This is a genomic window from Sinomicrobium kalidii, from assembly GCF_021183825.1.
In the GTDB taxonomy this organism is placed as follows: Bacteria; Bacteroidota; Bacteroidia; order Flavobacteriales; family Flavobacteriaceae; genus Sinomicrobium; species Sinomicrobium kalidii.
Genome location: NZ_CP089211.1, coordinates 1728247 through 1747786, shown reverse-complemented (window position 1 = coordinate 1747786; position 19540 = coordinate 1728247). Strand labels below are relative to the sequence as shown.

General features: G+C 45.7%; 17 protein-coding genes. 8 read left to right on the top strand and 9 right to left on the bottom strand.

Annotated features, from left to right (window positions below; genetic code table 11):
- Positions 1 to 109 precede the first annotated feature (109 nt).
- On the bottom strand, positions 110 to 1303 hold the full coding sequence (kbl, locus tag LS482_RS07060) for a glycine C-acetyltransferase (protein ID WP_233031057.1): 1194 nt from the start codon (positions 1301 to 1303) through the stop codon (positions 110 to 112).
- Between the two features lie 404 nt (positions 1304 to 1707).
- On the bottom strand, positions 1708 to 4884 hold the full coding sequence (locus LS482_RS07055; protein ID WP_233031054.1) for a UvrD-helicase domain-containing protein: 3177 nt from the start codon (positions 4882 to 4884) through the stop codon (positions 1708 to 1710).
- A 199-nt stretch (positions 4885 to 5083) separates the two neighbouring features.
- Between LS482_RS07055 and LS482_RS07050 the strand changes: the two genes are divergently transcribed.
- Positions 5084 to 5692, top strand: a complete 609-nt coding sequence (locus LS482_RS07050) for a superoxide dismutase (protein WP_233031053.1) — start codon at positions 5084 to 5086, stop codon at positions 5690 to 5692.
- A 405-nt stretch (positions 5693 to 6097) separates the two neighbouring features.
- Here the strand turns inward: LS482_RS07050 and LS482_RS07045 are convergent, their stop codons facing one another.
- From LS482_RS07045 to purN, 4 genes are all read right to left on the bottom strand, one after another.
- Positions 6098 to 7996 (bottom strand): amidophosphoribosyltransferase, encoded by a 1899-nt coding sequence (locus tag LS482_RS07045; RefSeq protein WP_233031051.1) that lies wholly within the window; start codon positions 7994 to 7996, stop codon positions 6098 to 6100.
- A gap of 188 nt (positions 7997 to 8184) precedes the next feature.
- Positions 8185 to 9111: a PfkB family carbohydrate kinase gene (locus LS482_RS07040; protein ID WP_233031046.1), complete on the bottom strand. Its 927-nt coding sequence runs from the start codon at positions 9109 to 9111 to the stop codon at positions 8185 to 8187.
- Positions 9112 to 9208: 97 nt separating this feature from the next.
- Positions 9209 to 9676 (bottom strand): ribonuclease HI, encoded by a 468-nt coding sequence (rnhA, locus tag LS482_RS07035; protein WP_233031045.1) that lies wholly within the window; start codon positions 9674 to 9676, stop codon positions 9209 to 9211.
- 110 nt (positions 9677 to 9786) lie between these two features.
- Positions 9787 to 10362: a phosphoribosylglycinamide formyltransferase gene (gene purN / locus LS482_RS07030; RefSeq protein ID WP_233031044.1), complete on the bottom strand. Its 576-nt coding sequence runs from the start codon at positions 10360 to 10362 to the stop codon at positions 9787 to 9789.
- A gap of 248 nt (positions 10363 to 10610) precedes the next feature.
- Between purN and LS482_RS07025 the strand changes: the two genes are divergently transcribed.
- The 5 genes from LS482_RS07025 to pyk all read left to right on the top strand — a co-directional run bounded on the left by LS482_RS07025 (position 10611) and on the right by pyk (position 15249).
- Entirely contained in the window at positions 10611 to 10844 is a 234-nt protein-coding gene (locus LS482_RS07025; RefSeq protein WP_072316774.1) for an acyl carrier protein, read from the top strand.
- 406 nt (positions 10845 to 11250) lie between these two features.
- Positions 11251 to 12501, top strand: a complete 1251-nt coding sequence (gene fabF / locus LS482_RS07020; protein ID WP_233031043.1) for a beta-ketoacyl-ACP synthase II — start codon at positions 11251 to 11253, stop codon at positions 12499 to 12501.
- Between the two features lie 16 nt (positions 12502 to 12517).
- On the top strand, positions 12518 to 13249 hold the full coding sequence (gene rnc / locus LS482_RS07015) for a ribonuclease III (RefSeq protein WP_233031042.1): 732 nt from the start codon (positions 12518 to 12520) through the stop codon (positions 13247 to 13249).
- Positions 13250 to 13348: 99 nt separating this feature from the next.
- On the top strand, positions 13349 to 13816 hold the full coding sequence (locus LS482_RS07010) for an IPExxxVDY family protein (protein WP_233031041.1): 468 nt from the start codon (positions 13349 to 13351) through the stop codon (positions 13814 to 13816).
- A gap of 2 nt (positions 13817 to 13818) precedes the next feature.
- A complete protein-coding gene (gene pyk, locus LS482_RS07005) occupies positions 13819 to 15249 on the top strand; it encodes a pyruvate kinase (RefSeq protein ID WP_233031040.1) in 1431 nt (476 codons plus the stop codon).
- Between the two features lie 99 nt (positions 15250 to 15348).
- Here the strand turns inward: pyk and dinB are convergent, their stop codons facing one another.
- Positions 15349 to 16431, bottom strand: a complete 1083-nt coding sequence (gene dinB / locus LS482_RS07000; protein ID WP_233031039.1) for a DNA polymerase IV — start codon at positions 16429 to 16431, stop codon at positions 15349 to 15351.
- Positions 16432 to 16480: 49 nt separating this feature from the next.
- On the opposite strand from dinB, the gene LS482_RS06995 reads away from it, so the two are divergent.
- Both LS482_RS06995 and LS482_RS06990 read left to right on the top strand, forming a co-directional pair.
- Positions 16481 to 16954, top strand: a complete 474-nt coding sequence (locus LS482_RS06995; protein WP_233031038.1) for a CYTH domain-containing protein — start codon at positions 16481 to 16483, stop codon at positions 16952 to 16954.
- Entirely contained in the window at positions 16942 to 17436 is a 495-nt protein-coding gene (locus tag LS482_RS06990; RefSeq protein ID WP_233031037.1) for a YciI family protein, read from the top strand. The genes LS482_RS06995 and LS482_RS06990 overlap by 13 nt, the downstream gene beginning before the upstream one ends.
- 80 nt (positions 17437 to 17516) lie before the next feature.
- On the opposite strand, the gene LS482_RS06985 is transcribed toward LS482_RS06990, so the two are convergent.
- Entirely contained in the window at positions 17517 to 18113 is a 597-nt protein-coding gene (locus tag LS482_RS06985; protein WP_233031036.1) for a TetR/AcrR family transcriptional regulator, read from the bottom strand.
- Between the two features lie 13 nt (positions 18114 to 18126).
- Positions 18127 to 19530, bottom strand: coding sequence for an efflux transporter outer membrane subunit (locus LS482_RS06980; protein WP_233031035.1), 1404 nt, complete (start codon positions 19528 to 19530; stop codon positions 18127 to 18129).
- Positions 19531 to 19540 lie beyond the last annotated feature (10 nt).

Sequence of the window (19540 nt, the reverse complement as noted above, 5' to 3'; positions counted from 1 at the left end):
AATTATTTAAATTTTAAGTATTAATTAAGAGCAAATGTAAGCCGTTACGGCAGATAAACAAAGATAAATATAGTAATTTTTTTGGTTTTATTAAGAAAATACTCCGGTTTTAAATCACATTTAATTCCCTGCCTATTTCGGTAAAAGCCTGAATAGCTTTGTCTAAATGTTCTTTATGATGCGCTGCAGAAAGCTGTACTCTTATTCTTGCTTTTCCCTTAGGAACTACCGGATAGAAGAACCCGATAACGTAAATTCCCCGTTCCAGCAGCTTATCGGCCATTACCTGGGACAGTTTGGCATCATACAGCATAACGGGTACAATAGCAGAATCACCGTCAATAATATCGAAACCGGCATTTTTCATCCCTTCTTTAAAGTAACGGGTGTTTTCTTCAAGCTTGTCCCTGAGTTCCGTATTTTCGGAAAGCATGTCAAATACCTTTATGGAGGCGCCTACGATTGAAGGAGCCAGCGAATTGGAGAACAGGTAAGGCCTGGACCGTTGCCTCAGGATCTCTATAATTTCTTTTTTTCCGGTGGTATAACCTCCCATGGCGCCGCCTAATGCCTTGCCCAGCGTTCCGGTTATAATGTCTATTTTGCCCATAACGCCTTTCTCTTCAAGCGTTCCCCTGCCGGTTTCTCCTATAAACCCGGCGGCGTGGCATTCGTCAATCATTACCATGGCGTCGTATTTTTCGGCCAGGGCTGCTATTTTATCCAGGGGTGCTACAAGTCCATCCATTGAGAAGACACCGTCCGTAACAACAACTTTAAACCGCGTGCCGTCGGCATCGGCCTGTTTTAATTTAGCTTCCAGGTCTTCCATGTTGTTGTTCTCGTAGCGGTATCGTTTGGCCTTGCACAGGCGAACCCCGTCTATGATGGAAGCGTGGTTGAGGGAATCCGAGATAATGGCGTCCTCTGCGGTGAGCAAAGGCTCGAATACACCACCGTTGGCATCAAATGCCGCTGCATAGAGAATGGTATCTTCCGTACCGTAAAAATCGGCGATTTTTTTTTCCAGTTCTTTATGGATATCCTGGGTACCGCAGATAAACCTCACGGACGACATTCCGAAACCGTGAGAATCAAGAGTATCCTTGGCCGCCTGTATCACTTCGGGATGGGAAGACAGTCCCAGGTAGTTGTTGGCACAGAAGTTGACCACTTCTTCCCCGGTGGATATTTTGATCACTGCATCCTGCGGAGAGGTGATGATGCGTTCCCTTTTGTACAGACCGCTGTCCTTGATGTCCTGTAATTCTTTCTGAAGGTGTTGTTTTATTTTCCCGTACATATTATTCTTTTTGAATTAGCACAAAGGTAAATAAATTCGGGAGTTGTTTCGGTATAATGATTCATCCGGAAAGTTTGGTTTTCCCGGGGCAAATAAAAAAGACCGCCCGAAAAAATATCCGGACGGTCTTCCGTGAGCACTGTGTTTATCTACTTAACATTTTCATGCCAAGTTACCCCAAAAAATAAACAACAGTTGAACGACCTCCCGAAGAGGCCGGTTTTGGTTTTAGTGATTGTCAGTAAATCTTCACTCATTTTTCACCCCAAAATGAAAACAATAAACACCTGACTTTTGATAATTTCTTTCGGGTGATTTATTACTTATACACCAAAATCGGGTGAGGGTCCCAAAAAAAATCAGCAAGTGGGGGAAATTTTACGAAAAGGTTTGGATGATAGTGGTTAATTGTACTGAATAACCCGGATATCCCGGTCTATAAATACGAGATATCCGTGGCTCACGGCATGGCCCATCTGCACGAGGACGTCCTTGTATTGCCGCAGCTGGTGTTCGTGTTTTTTGTCGGGATTTCCTGTTTTGTAGTCGAGTATAACCGCGGTTCCTTCCCGGTCGATGGCTATCCTGTCCGGCCGCAGGGTTTCGCCTTGTGCGGTAAAGATGTCTTTTTCGTTGTGTATCGTGTACGCTGGAGTATAATATTTGCCGATTTGCGGATGCGTTGTAATTGCCGCTATACGCTCTGTGAATTCTTCTTGTTTTTCAGAAGGGATAAGTCCCTGGGCGACGGCTTCGCTGATCACATTTTCAACATCGCTGGTATAAGACACCCGGGATAAAAGAGTATGATATACATTTCCTGTTTCGATGGCTTTGTCGAGCCCTGCACCCCATATTGCTCCGGACCTTGTGATGATACGGAATTTCTGTTTTTCGGCTATATTGGAAACATAGGATATGTAAAGCGGTTCGGGCGCATCTGTTTTTTGCTGTTTTTCGGATAATGGTTGCACATTTTCCATATCCGGGAAACGATAAACCGTTTTTCCTTCTTCCCAGTACGTCCCGGATTTTAAGAAATGGATTAAAAGCCCGGAGAAGGTTTTTGTGTTTTCCTGGCCGTTTTTGTTGATATCATTTTTACCGATAATGTGGAGTTGCTCCACGGCACGGGTCAGGGCCACATACAGGATATTGAAACTGTCCAGCTCCAGTTTGGCATCGTAATCGGCTACCATGTTCCGGCCTTCTTCATTCAGACGTTCCAGGTCCTTGTTTTTTGATACCAGGGCGTATGGAATTCCAAAAGCGTCCCGTTCAACGGGGAACCAGAGCAGCGGATCGCGGTCGTCGTAGATATTGGTTTCCGCAAAAGGGAAGATCACTGCCCGGAACTGGAGTCCTTTGGATTTGTGGATGGTCATTAACCGTACGGCGTTGATACCTTCCGGTGCAACGATGCCCAGGGTATCCTTTTTCTTTTCCCAGTGGTCGAGGAATTCTACCGGTCCCGCATGGTTGCGGTTGGCCTGTTCCAGGATTTCGTCCAGGAAATATTGTAAATAGGCATCGGAAGGGTCGTTGAGGTCAAAACAGGCAATGGCATACTGAATACTGTCAAACAGGGATCGCTGAAGGAATGTTTCGGGGGAGAACCCGCAGCCTTTCCATACGGGGGCCATATCGGTAAGCCCGGAACTTATATAGGTGTGCTGATCTTCCGTATGCGCTTTTCCGGCCAGGAAAGAGAGCAGTTGCAGGCAGGTTTCCCTGTTGTCCGGTTGCAGGAAATAATACATCAGGTGGATGAGGAAATTGACCTTGGGGTGATTTTTGAGCAAAAGGGATTCCGAAGATATGACGGGAATGTCATTTTCCTGTAAATAGCCGGCCAGTACGGCACCCTGGTCCTTTTTTCGTGTGAGGATACAGATGTCTTTCAGCGAATACCCCTGCTGTTGCAATGTTTCGATGGTCCGGAATGTGGTCCTGCAATAGGCTTCGCGTATGTCATCACTGTTTTTGTCGACGAAAGTGATGTTTACCTGTCCGCCCTTTTTGGGATTGGGTTCCTGATAACTTCTGTTCAGGTAAAGGTCCCTGTATTCGGGAAGGGAGAGGTGCCCGGCTATATGTTTGAAAAAACGGTTGTTGAACCGGATGATTTCGTCATAACTCCGGTAATTCACCGGGAGTGGTTGTATTACCGGTTTTACCTGAAAGGGGGTATCTTCTTCGTTGTACAGTTTTATGAACTGTTCGGCCTTTCCTCCGCGCCAGCGGTATATGGCCTGTTTGGCATCGCCTACCAACATCAGGCTGCCTCTTTTTCCGGAAAGGGATTCCCCTTCCAGGGCGTTGCCGATGAGGGGGCGGAGGTTTTTCCACTGCATTTCCGAAGTGTCCTGGAACTCGTCTATAAAATAATGACGGTATTTTTCGCCCAGTCGTTCATAGATGAATGGCGCGGGCTGGTCGGTTATGGCCTGTGCGAGGATGCGGTTAAATTCCGATATGAGCATCAGGTTTTCCGATTCCTTGATGTGATTGAGTTGCTGGTTGACAGCGTTGAGCAGGGATAGCGGGATGAGCTTGCTCCTGAAATTCCGGAGAAACTGTCCCCGGAAGAACAGTGTTGCGGTATCTTCGAACAGTGTGGCGATCTGTGGCTGTAACCGGTCCAGGGTATCGGCCTTTTCCGGGCTGTTCTTTTCCGTGGTTTTGGTATACAGTTTGGCCGTGCGGATCTCTTCCTGCCATTTTTTATTTTGAAAATCGGTACTTTTGAATGAATTGTCCCCGGCCTTGAGAAAAAAGTTGGGAACGCTGCCGCGGTTAAAGTCCGTTGCTTCCAGTTCATGATTGTTTATCAGGGAAAAGAAGGTATCCGCATTTTTCGCCAGTTGTTTATCGGTGTCCCGGGTGAGTTTTTTAAGGGTTTCGGACAGTGCTTTCAGGTCGGCAAGCGTTTTGTTTTCTATTTCCCGTATGTGTTCATAGTGGTTTTCTTCGAGCAGCAGCCTTGCAATTTTTTTGAGGTCAAGGCTTATGTCCCAGGTTTTGTCGTCATCGGCTTTTTCCAGGGCAAAATCCACAAGTACCCTTGTGAGCAACTTGTCTTCGCCTGCCCTGTAAATAACACGGTCTACGGCTTCGTTTAACAGGGAAACGGTGTCTATGGCCACTTCAAAATTTACCGGAAGGTGCAGGTCGTGGGCAAAGGTGCGGAGCAGGCGGTGATTGAACTTGTCGATCGTGGAAATGTCAAAGAAGGCGTAGTTGTGCAATATCCTTTTCAATACCTTTTTTGCCCTTGTGTGGAGGGTGTGGTCATCGGTATGGAGTTCTTCCCGGAGTTGCAGGAACATGTCTGAGGGAGCGGAGAGGATGTGCTCATCGGCCATTTCCCGGAGGCTGTTGACCACGCGTTCTTTCATTTCGTTTACGGCCTTGTTGGTAAAAGTAATGGCCAGTACCTGCCTGAACGTATCCGGATAGTCGGAAGCAAGCAGGAGTTTCAGGTATTCCCGGACCAGGGTGAAGGTTTTTCCTGATCCTGCGGATGCATTGTATATTTGAAATGTTGTGTTGTGGTTCAATGTTCCAAGTTCAATGTTCAAGGTTCAATGCTTAAGGTTTATTGTTCCCGATGAACCCCGGAAACAATAAATCTTAAATCTGAGATCTAATATCTGAAATCCCAATGGCAAAATAAGTAATCTTTATGAGTTCTTTACTATTTATTATTATGGATTGTTTAAGTTTATACCTAAATTTGTTACTTCACAAGAATTAATTAATAAACTAAAATTTAATATCATGGCTTTTGAATTACCGAAATTACCGTATGCTTATGACGCTTTAGAGCCTCATATTGATGCACGTACGATGGAAATACACTATACGAAACACCACAACGGATATGCTACCAAGCTCAACGGTGCTATTGCCGGGACCGATATGGAAAGCAAATCGATAGAAGATATACTGGGCGGACTGGACATGGAGAATGCCGCAGTACGAAACAATGGTGGCGGGTATTACAATCACAACCTGTTTTGGGAAGTGATGTCGCCGAACGGCGGTGGTGCACCGAGCGGGGAACTGGCATCTGCCATTGACGATGCATTCGGTTCTTTTGACGCTTTTAAAGATGCTTTTGCGCAGGCGGCGGCTACAAGGTTTGGCTCCGGATGGGCATGGCTGTGCGTGCATAAAGGCGGTAAGGTAGAAGTATGTTCATCGGCCAACCAGGATAACCCCCTGATGCCGGGCATAGGTTGTGGCGGAACTCCCATCCTCGGACTTGACGTATGGGAGCATGCCTATTACCTGAACTACCAGAACAGGAGGCCGGACTATATTTCAGCGTTCTTCAACGTGATCAACTGGAATAAGGTGGCGGAACTGTATGCTGCCGGTAAATAATACCGACAACAGCGAATAAAAGTATAGAAAGCGGGGTTTTTGCCCCGCTTTTTTTATGGGTGATTTTTTTGAAGAATCGATTGATCGGGGTCAAAAATTGCGGGAAGTAAAAGACTATAGATCGATCAGGGTCCCGGGAATAACGGGAATAAAAAAAAGGCGGAGTAAAACTCCACCTTTTTGCCCCAAATCTTACCATGAACTTAACCTACTTATGCTATGGTGATGCTAATATATGCCGGGTATTTTTGCCTGTAAAATTAAATCGATAAAAAGCACATAAATCCGATAAAGAGGGTGTTATTAAAAAGTTATCTTTTGGTAACCGCGATTTGACGTTAGGTCGTTGTTCGGGGAACTTGTGTGCACCGGCCATTTAAAGTTGATTGCTTAATGCTGTAATCCTTAATAGGCGCGCCCCGTATTTCCTTCATAGAAATTGATGAAAGCCCGGTTTACTACCCTGTTACCACCCGAAGTGGGATAATTTCCGGTAAAATACCAGTCTCCCAGGTTTTTGGGACAGGCCTTGTGCAGGTTGTCCACAGATTGAAAAATGATCTTCACGCTGGCATTGATATCGTCAGTGCAGAGGAGTTCCGATATTTTTTCGGAAATTTCTTCGTCGGTAAACGGGGTGTAGAGTTGTTGTACGGCATTCTTTACATCAACATCTTCGTAGTCTACCTGCTCTTTGCATTGCCGGTATATTTCTTCTACAATGCCATAGCTGTCCCTTTCCCGGTGCAGTTCGAGCGCTGCGCGAAAAGCAATGAGGTCTTCCAGTCTTGCCATGTCGATACCGTAACAATCCGGGTACCTGATCTGTGGCGCTGACGAAACGACTACAATGGATCTCGGATTAAGACGGTCCATCATACGGATGATACTCTTTTTCAGGGTAGTGCCCCTTACAATGCTATCGTCAATGATCACTAGGTTGTCTTCGGGCTTTATGACACCGTAGGTAACATCATAAACGTGGGCTACAAGATCGTCCCTGCTGCTGTCTTCGGTGATAAATGTCCGCAATTTTACATCCTTGATGGCAATTTTTTCCGTGCGGAGTCTTCTGGACAGTATTTCGGTGAGCCTTTCGTCGGTGAGGGTTTCCTTTTCGTCAAGTATCTGGCGGTTTTTTTCCTTGTTCAGTTCGTCCTGTGCGGCTTCTACCAGGCCGTAAAAGGAGGTTTCCGCGGTGTTCGGTATATAGGAGAACACCGTGTTGGCCGTATCGTGATCTATAGCATCGAGGACCTTAGGCATTAATAACCTGCCCAGGTCTTTGCGTTCCTTGTATATTTCGGCATCACTTCCCCTGGAAAAATAGATCCGTTCAAACGAACAGGCTTTTCGTTCCAGTGGTTCGAGGATTTTCTTGTGGGCTATTTCCCCGTTGGCTTTTACAATAACTGCGTGCCCCGGGGTAATTTCTTCCACTTTTTCAAAAGGTACATTGAATACGGTTTGAATCACTGGGCGTTCGGAAGCGATGACAACAATTTCATCGTCGTGATAGTAATAGGCAGGGCGTATCCCTGCGGGGTCTCTCAATACAAAGGCATCTCCGTGTCCCAGCAATCCTGCCATGGCATACCCACCGTCCCAGTTCTTGGCCGATTTTCTCAATATTTTGGCTACATTCAGCCTTTCTGCGATGAGGGGGGAGGCTTCCATTTTGTTAAAGCCTTCCTTTTTTATTTGCTTGTAGAGTTTTGCTACCGCGTCGTCCAGGAAATGGCCGATTTTTTCCATGACGGTAATCGTGTCTGCCTTTTCCTTGGGGTGTTGTCCCAGCCGGATGAGATTGTCAAAGAGTTCGTTGACATTGGTCATGTTAAAGTTACCGGCTACGATGAGGTTGCGGTGTTTCCAGTTGTTCTGTCGCAGGAGGGGTTGTACGTTCTCTATGCTGTTTTTGCCGTAAGTACCGTAGCGGACGTGCCCCAGGAACAATTCACCCAGATAGGGGATGTGTTTTTTCTGGAGTTGTACGTCATTTTCATATTCCGGATTTTCCTTCAGTGTGTTGTTTATCCGGTTGTTGATCTGGGAAAAGATATCCTGTATGGGTTGCGACTGGTTAGACCGTACCCTGCTTATGTACCGTTCTCCCGGTTTTACGTCTGTTTTTATGCTGGTAAAACCGGCGCCGTCCTGTCCGCGGTTGTGCTGCTTTTCCATCATCAGGTACATCTTGTTGACCCCGTAGAAGGCACTTCCGTATTTTTCCTTGTAGTATTCCAGGGGTTTTAGGAGTCTTATTACGGCAATACCGCATTCGTGTTTAATAGCGTCGCTCATCGGTGTTGTGTTTGTATACGTGCGATTTAAACTTGTTACCTGTTTCTTAAAAGATTGATACAGATTGAAAGGGATTGTGTTTCGGTCATTTAAAACCAAGCTCCCGGCAGGAGGTAATCCATTTCAATTTTTTGTCGATCTCATTCAATCCCGATTAAAAAAGCCCCGAAAATTTCAGGGCGTAGTGTTTATGTTAATTCTATTTCGAACTGTGTCAATTCCTTGAACTGCAGGAGTCGCTGCTGTATCTCCCTTTTTGTCAGTTTTTCCATGCGTTCGGTCCCGAATTTTTCCACGCAAAAGGAAGCCAGGTTAGAGCCGTAGATCACTGCGTTTTTCATGTTTTCAAAAGAAATGTCCTCCGTGGCCGCGATATATCCCGAAAACCCTCCTGCAAAAGTGTCTCCGGCCCCCGTGGGGTCAAAAACCTCTTCCAGCGGCAGTGCGGGTGCAAAGAAGATATTGTCTTCATGGAACAGCAGTGCGCCGTGTTCTCCTTTTTTAATGACTACAAATTTCGGGCCCATCTTGTTTATTTTTTGTGCCGCCTTTACCAGTGAGTATTCCCCGGTGAGCTGGCGGGCCTCTTCATCATTGATCGTGATGACATCTACTTTGGCGATGACCTGCATCAGTTCATCCCAGGTATTGTCCATCCAGAAATTCATGGTGTCCAGCACAATGAGTTTCGGCTTTTTATCCATTTGTGCTATAACGCTGAGTTGTGTGCTGGGGTGCAGGTTACCGAGCATTACCACATCAGCATCTTTATAACCTTCCGGGATAACGGGGTTGAAGTCCGCGAGTACATTGAGTTGTGTTTCAATGGTATCCCTGGAATTCAGGTCGTTGTGGTATTTTCCGCTCCAGAAAAAGGTCTTGCCGCCTTTTACCATTTCGATAGCCGAGGTGTCTATATTTCTGTTTTTAAGTAAAGATAAATAACTTTCCGGGAAGTCTTCGCCTATTACAGAAGCTATTGCAATGTCTATATCAAATTGAGATGCGGCCAAACCGATGTAGGGAGCAGCGCCGCCGAGAATTTTGTCTGTTTTACCAAAAGGGGTTTCTATAGCGTCAAAAGCCATGCTACCCACTGCTAACAGTTTGCCCATGCTGAAATTTTTTGCAAACTTACGTAAATTTATTTCTCCCCGAAAGCAGGGTGGGCTTTTTCCGGCGATCGGCTGAAAGGGTGGTTTAACAGCCGGGTTATTGTGTGATAAAACCGTGATCCGTAGCGAGTTTTTCCTTTTTGGAGGCTTCTACGGCCAGGAAGTCACAGCGTTCGTTCTGGGGGTGGTTGTTGTGTCCCTTTATCCAGTGAAAACTCACGTTGTGCCTGCGGTATTCTTTTAAAAATGCGGTCCACAGGTCGGCATTCTTCTTTCCCTTGAAGTAATTGCGCTCCCACTTGAATACCCATTTTTTTTCCACCGCATCGGCTACATATTTGGAATCGGTAAAGACCTTTACGTTAGTATTGGAGTGTTTTAGCTTTTTCAGTGCCACAATAACCGCCAGGAGTTCCATGCGATTATTGGTAGTATGCCTGAAGCCTTCCGAAAATTCCTTTACGTATTTTTTTCCCACCCATTCCATGACGATCCCGTAACCTCCCGGGCCGGGATTTCCCCGGGCGGCACCATCTGTATATATATGTACGTCAAATGTGTTCACTGATAAAAGATATTTGTGGTTTATGGCCTCGGGTTTATTCAGGGATCGGGGAGTTGGGGACGATTTTTTTAATCGCTTTCAGTCCTTTGTTGGTTACCCCGGTCTCCCGATCACTTCGTCTTTGCAAGCAACAGTTTTTCGATGACTTCCGGAAAGTGCCGGTATTCCAGTTCGTGTACTTTTCGGGCCACATCTTCCGGGGAGTCCGCTGCGGATACCGGGATTGCCGCCTGAAAGATCACAGCGCCTTCGTCATAATTTTCATTGACGTAATGTATGGTTATACCGCTTTCTTTTTCCCTGTTTTCCACAACCGCATTGTGTACATGCATGCCGTACATGCCCTTACCTCCGTATTTCGGAAGCAGGGCGGGGTGTATGTTGATCACTTTGTCCGGAAAGGCCCCGAGGATGTTCCGGGGGAATTTCCACAGGAACCCGGCCAGAACAATAAGATCGGGAGACATGCTTTTCAGCAGGTCCAGAATAACAGAAGACCGGTACAGGGCCGTCCTGTTGAAATAAATGGCATTGATGTTGTGCCGGTCTGCCCTGTCCAGTACCCCGGCATTTCTCTTGTTGGAGAGGATAAGGGCTATGTTAATGCTGGTGTTGTCCCTGAAATGACGGACAATATTTTCTGCATTGGTGCCGGAGCCGGAAGCAAATATAACAATGTTTTTCACCGGTATGATATTTTTATCGGGTGTGGCCCGGAACGTCTTTTTTGGTATTCCGAAATTCTTCTTATACCTTGTGTTCGCAGGCTTGTTTAATGCAGCAAAAGAAAGAATAATAATTAAGAATTAGAAATCAAAAGTAAAATGCGTATCTTATTTTTTAGTAAATTACAGCCACATTTTGGAACTTAAATGTTGTTTTCAACCAAAGTTTTTTATTTTTGCCAACAATTTAAATTTAAAAACTAAAGATTATGTCAGACATTGCATCAAGAGTAAAAGCGATTATCGTAGACAAATTAGGTGTTGATGAAAATGAAGTTGTGCCTGAGGCAAGCTTCACTAACGATCTCGGCGCAGACTCGCTGGACACAGTGGAATTGATTATGGAGTTTGAAAAAGAATTCGATATCCAGATTCCGGACGACCAGGCAGAAAATATCGCTACGGTAGAGCAGGCAATAAAATATATCGAAGAAGCAAAATAAGCAGAAATATTATATGCAATGAGTACAGATAGAATGCTTAACATTGTTAGGCATTCTATTTTGTGCCAATGATGTTGTATTAAATTATCTACTCGAATTCGGGCTATGTCTGATGGACCCGGGCTACATGAACAGGCAAGGTGAAGGAGGCGGTGTCGTGGTATGGTAACCCCTCTTTGTTCCTTGCGTTCGGGCAAAATATTTTGCTAAGGTTGAAAAAAATGATACCTTCCCCAAGGTTGTAATGCGATTATCCTTTATATTTATCACAAAAGAAACAAAGTGGGGATGGATAGGACGGCCGCTTCCGGAGCAGGTACGGATGTACCGGAAAATCAGTATGTCAACCCGCTTGAGGTGTGCGGCTTGTGTCATATAAAATATAGTTTGGACTAAATTTATTCGAATGAAACTAAAGCGAGTTGTTGTCACAGGATTAGGAGCTTTAACCCCAATAGGCAATACTGTGCAGGACTATTGGGAAGGCTTGAAAAACGGCGTGAGCGGTGCAGCTCCCATAACACACTTTGACGCTTCTAAGTTCAAAACACAATTTGCTTGTGAGGTTAAGAGTTTCAACGTCACCGATTTCATTGACCGTAAAGAAGCCAGGCGGCTGGATAAGTTTTCCCAGTATGCCATGGTAGCTTCTGATGAGGCGATTGCCGATTCCGGGATAGAACTGGATAAGGTGAACAAGGAAAGGGTCGGTGTTGTATGGGGTGCCGGTATAGGCGGACTGGAAACGTTCCAGGAAGAAGTGCTCAATTACGGAAAGGGTGACGGTACACCCAGGTTCAATCCCTTTTTTATCCCTAAGATGATTGCAGACATGGCGCCGGGGCTTATCTCAATAAAGCACGGTTTTATGGGGCCTAATTATACTACGGTATCGGCATGTGCCTCATCGGCAAATGCCATGATAGACGCCCTGAATTACATCCGCCTCGGTCATGCCGACATCATTGTTTCCGGAGGATCGGAAGCAGCGGTTGCGGCTGCCGGAATGGGCGGCTTTAATGCCATGCATGCGCTTTCTACCCGGAATGATGATCCGAAAACCGCTTCCAGGCCCTTTGATAAAAACCGGGACGGTTTTGTCCTCGGTGAAGGATCGGGTGCATTGATCTTGGAAGAGTATGAGCATGCAAAAGCACGAGGGGCGAAAATATATGCGGAGCTGATAGGAGGAGGGCTTTCTGCAGATGCCTACCATATGACAGCACCCCATCCGGAAGGGACAGGGGTAAAGACCGTTATGCGGAACTGTCTTGAAAATGCAGGGCTGAAGCCGGAAGATGTAGATGCCATAAACACACACGGAACATCCACCCCGTTGGGAGACGTGGCCGAACTCAAGGCCATTACCGAGGTGTTTGGAGAACATGCGAAAACCATTAACATAAATTCTACAAAATCCATGACAGGCCATTTGCTGGGAGCTGCCGGGGCCATAGAGGCCATTGCTTCCATACTGGCCATTAAACACGGTTTGGTGCCGCCAACCATAAACCACAGTACCGCAGATGAGAAAATTTCTCCCGAACTGAACCTTACGCTCAACAAAGCACAGGAAAGGGAGGTGAAGGTAGCCATGAGCAATACTTTTGGTTTCGGAGGGCACAATGCTTGTGTGCTGTTTAAAAAACTGGATTAGTAGAGGCAGGTATTGAATGAAACTCGTTCAAAACATATTAAATTCCCGCTCCGATGACGACGGGAATTTTTTTTTAGCGCTTAAAAAGATCCTGGGGTTTGCTCCCAGAGACCTTGATACCTATAAAAAGGCCTTTACCCATCGTTCCGCAAACAAAAGGGACGGTAAGGGGAATCCGGTTAACTACGAGCGCCTGGAATTTCTGGGGGATACCATGTTGAGTACGATTATATCCTATCACCTCTTTAAGGAAGTGCCTTCGGGCGATGAAGGATACCTTACCAAGATGAGATCGAAGGTGGTGAGCAGGGAGCACCTCAATGAGTTGGGGAAAGACCTGAACCTGATTACATATATAAATTCCAAAATCCCGAAGGACAGCTTTGGTGAAAATGTACACGGAAATCTTTTCGAGGCCCTTTTAGGGGCGATTTACCTGGACAGGGGATATAACTACTGTGAAAAATTCGTCTACCGGAAGGTCATAGAGCCCTATGTGGATATTGAAAGACTCGAAGGCAAGATCATCAGCTATAAGAGTTTTGTTATTGAGTGGTGCCAGAAAGAGAAGAAAGCATTCCGGTATGAGGTTTACGAAGACAGTGGAAACGAAACGATTAAACATTTTTCGGTAAAGTTGTTCATAGACGGGAAAGTGGTGGCCAAGGGCAGGGCCACTTCCAAAAAGAAAGCAGAAGAACAGGCATCCAAAAGGGCCTATTATGCTTTTCAGGACAAAATGCAGTAAACTAAATCGTTTTCGGGTTTTAAATAATAATTAAACCTTTTTTTATTGTTGTCTAGTCGTTCATAGTATTATATATTTACACTTCCATGTCAATATTATATGGCTACACTAAAGCTATCAGATGACTTTTATGAACCCACCTGCTCTTTAATTGCTGTTCATTGTCCGATGGAAGCATACCGGCTGGCGTATTTTTTAAATTCACAGCTCCATATCGGACTGAAGAGAATTACCGGAAAAGGGTCGGAAGGCAGCAATGCGTTGTCGGAATATTACGAATGGGAAAACCGGATGGAGGATACAACATGGGGGCTTATGGTCAATGCTACCAAAACATTGACTCCTTCCGGGAGGAGTGATTTGTTTCCGTCGGGGTTACTGACGATTACCAGTTATCTGATCCCTGAAATGAAAAAGGTGGACTATTTCCTTAAAATAGACAATGCGGAAGGTGCTTATGACCTGGAAAAACAGGTAGTACAAAAAATAAACGCCATACCCGGGGTCGCTGCGGCCTATGAGGTAGACGTAAACCAACTAAAATCAAAACACAATTTAATTTTTTGATAATGCCGAACAGAAAAAAAACAAAAATTGTTGCCACTTTAGGCCCCGCTACAAGCAAGAAGGAAACCCTGAAGGAAATGATGGAAGCGGGAGTAGATGTTTTCCGTATTAATTTTTCCCATGCCAATTATGACGATGTACAGGAGCGCATAGCCATGATACGCGCCCTCAATGAAGAACTGGGGTGCAATAGCTCTATACTGGCCGACCTCCAGGGCCCGAAATTGCGGGTAGGGGTTATGGCTGAAGATGTGGTTGTGAACAGTGGAGATGAAATTGCTTTTGTTACCGGTGAAGAATTCAAAGGAACCAGGGAAAAGGTCTATATGAACTACAAGGCTTTTCCCAAGGATGTAAAACCTGGTGAACGCGTTTTGCTCGACGATGGTAAACTCATCTTTGAGGTGGTGGAAACAGATAAGAAAACCACGGTAAGGGCAAAAGTGATCCAGGGCGGGGCACTGAAGTCCAAGAAAGGAGTTAACCTGCCCAATACGAAAGTGTCACTTCCGGCACTTACCGAAAAGGATATTAAAGATGCCATTTTTGCCATCGAGTGTGATGTAGACTGGATAGCCCTGTCTTTTGTGCGTAACAGCCAGGATCTTATGGACCTCCGGGAACTCATTAAGAAACATTCGGAACACAAGATTCCGATCATTGCAAAAATAGAGAAGCCCGAAGGTGTGGAGAATATCGATAAGATCGTAGCCTATTGCGACGGACTTATGGTGGCCCGTGGTGATCTCGGCGTGGAAGTTCCGGCACAGGAGGTGCCGCTTATCCAGAAACAACTGGTCCTCCGTGCCAAAAAGGCCAGAATACCGGTTATTATTGCCACCCAGATGATGGAAAGCATGATCACCAGTCTAACGCCTACCCGTGCCGAAGTGAACGATGTCGCCAATTCTGTGATGGACGGGGCCGACGCCGTAATGCTGTCGGGAGAAACCTCCGTGGGGAGTTATCCGGTGCAGGTTATCGAAAAAATGGCCAGCATTATCAACAGTGTGGAAGCCTCGCCGCTTATCAAGGTCCCGCAGGAACCCCCGCATATCCGTACGAAAAGGTATATCACCAAATCGGTTTGCTATCACGCGGCATTAATGGCCAATGAAATCAAGGCTGAGGTTATTTCGACGCTTACCAATAGCGGTTATACTGCATTTCAGATATCGGCCTGGCGTCCGCAGGCCCATATCCTGGTTTTTACCTCGAACCGGAGGATACTTACACAACTCAGTCTTTTATGGGGTGTAAAGGCTTTTTATTACGATAAATACGTCTCTACCGATGAGACTATTGAAGACGTTAATAATTTTGCCAGGGAAAGAGGTTTTGTAGAAACAGGTGATATGATGATCAGCCTCGCCGCCATGCCCATACAGGAAAAGGGAATGGTAAATACCCTGAGGGTTACGGAAATCCACTAAGCTTTTTAATTTAACATAGGAACTCACGTTAATTTGGAAATTCCAAATACCTCTTGTAAGATACAGGGTGGTATTTGGAATTTTTATTTACTCCCCTTTTCAGAAGTCAAATTTGAGTTGGACGGCGACCTGCTCTTCCTTCTGTGTATTCAGATTGGAAAGGGAGATCCCCAGCAAACGGACTGAATTTTGCAGCTTTTCCTGGTACAGCAGTTCCCGGGCGGTTTCCAGTATAAGGCTTTTGTCTGCAATAAAATAGGAAAGGGTCTTGCTTCGTGTCTGTAGGGTGAAATCGCTGTATTTTATTTTCAGTGTCACCGTTTTCCCCGATATCCGGTTTCGCAACAGGCGTTCCTCCAGTTCCGTGGCAATGTGTTCCAGGCGTTCCAGCATGAATATTTCGGAAGACAGGTTATCAAAGAAAGTACGTTCCGCACCTACCGATTTCGGGATACGGTCGGGTTTTACCGGGCTGTTGTGGATACCGCGAACAATACGGTAGTAATGCCCGCCCGATTTACCGAACTGCTCTTCGAGGAATTCCGCCGACTTTTCCTTGAGGTCTTTTCCGGTAAAAATACCCAGTTTGTACATTTTTTCAGCAGTAACCTTACCCACGCCGTAAAATTTCCTGATATCCAGTTCTTCCAGGAAAGTGATGACTTCTTCCGGATTTACGGTTTTCTGACCGTTGGGCTTGTTGTAATCCGAAGCGACTTTGGCTATAAATTTGTTGATGGAAATCCCGGCGGAAGCCGTTAATCCCGTTTCATCATAAATGCGTTGTCTTATTTCTTTGGCTATTAAAGTTGCCGAGGGATTTCCCTTTTTGTTTTCAGTAACATCCAGGTAGGCCTCATCGAGGGAAAGGGGCTCTGTAAGATCGGTATATTCGTGAAAAATACTCCGTATTTTTTTTGATATTTCACGATAGCGGGCAAACCGTGTTTTTACAAAGATAAGTTCCGGACAGAGTTTTCGGGCCAATACACCGCTCATGGCACTACGGACACCGAATTTCCGGGCCTCGTAACTTGCTGCGGCAACCACACCGCGTTTGCTTCCGCCCCCCACGGCAACAGGTTTTCCACGAAGTTCGGGATTGTCCTTTTGCTCGACGGAGGCGTAAAATGCATCCATGTCGATATGAATGATTTTCCTGTATGTGGGCTTATCGGACATTATTAGCTAACTTTGACAAAGTTCCGAAACTTTGACCAATAAAACCGAAATGATTGAAATAGAACGGAAATTTTTGGTAAAATCCGACAAGTTCAGGCCGGAAGCGCAATCCGCTACCCGGATTGTACAGGGGTTTTTAAATACTCATCCTGAGCGGACGGTGAGGATCCGTATTAAAGGAGAGAAGGGTTTTATTACCGTAAAGGGGAAATCTGATGAAAAAGGGTTGTCCAGGTATGAATGGGAAAAGGAAATCCCGGTGAAGGAAGCGGAAGAACTCATGTTGTTGTGTGAGGAAGGGGTAATCGAAAAAACAAGATACGAGATCAGGGCCGGGAATCATTGCGTTGAAGTTGACGAGTTCCGGGGACCGAATTCCGGGCTGATCCTTGCCGAAATAGAATTGACATCTGAAAATGAGGACTTTTACAGACCGGACTGGCTGGGAAAAGAGGTGACCGGAGATATACGGTATTACAATTCACAGTTGAGCAAAAAACCTTATACATCATGGACTACATAAATAAAATATTGTTGTTGTTGATCCTGGGAGGGCTTTTTTCTTGCGGAAATAATCCGGGAAAGCAGGAAGAAATAACCAATACACCCCGGAAAATATCGATAGATTCCGTTAAAAAAGCGTTGTCAGGGGAGGGGTATCAGGTTTTTGATTACAAAGATGAAAAGAACGATACCACCTATCTCATGCAGCAATATTTTATCGTTTTCCTGAAAAAGGGGCCTGACCGTACTACGGACAAGGAGAAAACGGACAGCCTGATGCCTCTTCATCTGGCACATTTGGGGAGGATGTATGAAGAGGGATATGCGTCAATATCCGGTCCGTTTGGTGATGACGGGGACATCCGGGGAATAACGATCTACAATACTCCCACCCTGGAAATGGCCGATAGCCTGGCCCGGCTGGACCCTATGGTAAAATCCGGCAGACTCATGGTAGAAACCCACCCGTGGTGGGCAGCCAAGGGGTTGCCATTACGATAAAAAAAACTGCCTGCATTTATAATACAGACAGTTTTCTCCAATTAACCATTTATTAAAATAAAAAAACAAAACTTTCGGGTTTAAAACAAATACCCTTTCTTTTGTATAAACTCGGGAGTCATGAGTCCACGGAAATTATTGGTTATAAGGTGTTCCAACAAAACTTCTTTACTGTGTTCTTCAAAGAGATTTCCGGAAAATATGATCTCATCCATGCGCAAGAGGTAAAGTTTACAAACCAGTCCGGGATGAATGTCCTTTCTGAGCTGGTTCAGTTGTTGTGCTTTTTCCAGGAAGCGGTAGACCTTGCCATACACAATGTCGTTTTTAAAATCTTCAAATTTTTCGTAGGCTTCCGGATAATATTTTTGCAGGCTGTGTAAAAAGGTGGGGTTAAAAGACTGCAATTTATTCAGTCCCACGCGGTAAAACTGTATGATACAGCACAAGGGGTTGTCCTGCTGTTTTTGCTCAATACAGGCCAATTCGCGTTTTATGTTGTTCAGCAGGTACTGAAAACTGGCGGAAACCAATTCCTGTTTATTGCTGAAATGCTGGTAGATTGTCTTTTTGGAAATACCGAGTTCGGCAGCCAATTGGTCCATTGTGAAATTCCGGCTGCCGAACCTGGTAAAGTTGGTTATGGATAACTTTAAAAACTCGTCTTTAGTTAACATATCTTTTTAAGCGCTATTTCCAGCCTCCGCCCAGGGCTTTATACAGGGTGATAATAGCGTTCAGTCGTTCGTATTTGGAATTGATGTAATTCAGTTCCGAGTTCAGCGCCTGTTCTTTGGCGGTCAGAACTTCCAGGTAGTTGATCATACCGTTGTTGAGCAACTCTTCGGAATATTCCGTGGCCAGGGTATAGGCGTCCAACTCCTTTTTGCGGATATCTATTTTTTCAGTTTCCGCCTGGTAGGTATACAGGGCATCCGAAACTTCCTTACTTGCGTTGAGTAGTGTCTGCTTGAACTCAAGCATGGAGGTTTCCTGTTGTGCCTGTGAGGCTTCGTATTCGGAACGGATTTTTCTCTGGTTGAAGATAGGCTGTGTCAATCCCCCTACCAAAGTGGCAAACAGTGAGCTGGAGTCGATCCATTTGTCAAATTCAAGGCTTTGAAACCCGCCTGTGGCTGTTAATGTTAATGAGGGATAAAAGTTGCTCCGGGCCACATTGGTCAGTTCAAAGGCATTGACAAGCCCGTATTCAGCGGCAACAACATCGGGCCTGTTCTGTAACAGCTGAGCGGGAACACCCACTTTCAGTTCCGTGTCAATGTGCTGGTCTTCCAGGCTGCCCCGCTCTATGGTGTGAGGGGTTTCTCCTAGAAGAATGCTCAGCGTATTTTCCATGATCTTGATATTGGCCTTGAGGTCTACCAGAAGGGCTTGCGCCGTATAGAGTTGTGCTTCTGTTTGCTTTACACCCACTTCAGTAACATTTCCGGCCTCTTTCAGGGCTTTGGTGGTCTCCAGGCTGGATTCCCTGTTCGCAATGGTCGCTTCCGTAATTTGCAGTTGCTGGTCGAGGGCCAGTAATTGATAATAGGAGGAAGCAATGGAGGCTATGAGTTCGGTTTTTACTGCCTGGTGAGCAGCCACCGTTTGCAGGTATGACGCCTGATAAGCCCTTCGGTTACTTCGTATTTTTCCCCAGATATCGGCTTCCCATGAAAGATCGGCGGTAAGCTGGTACTGATCAATGCTCCCGCTGAAGATCGATCCGAACTGGCTGTTTTTTGACAATTCCTGGTGGGTAACGTCCGCTCCCGCACTTAAGGTCGGGAAATATCCCGCCTTGCCCTGTTTCATATAAGCCTCTGCAGACACTATCTGCTGTATGGCCATACGGATGTCCAGGTTGTTTTCCAGTCCTTTTCTGATATAATCCTGTAAATAGGGGTCTGTAAACAACTCCTCCCAGGATATGTCGGCCATGGAAAGGCTGTCCTGTGGCAACTCGTCCGTACGGAAGGTGCCTTCTGCCTCTTCGAGTTCCGGACGTTCGTAGTTCTTGGCCACGAAGCAGGATTGCACCAGGAATGCAAACCCCGCTATCGCAGTTATTTTAAAAATTCTTCTGTAGTTCATATCTCGTGTA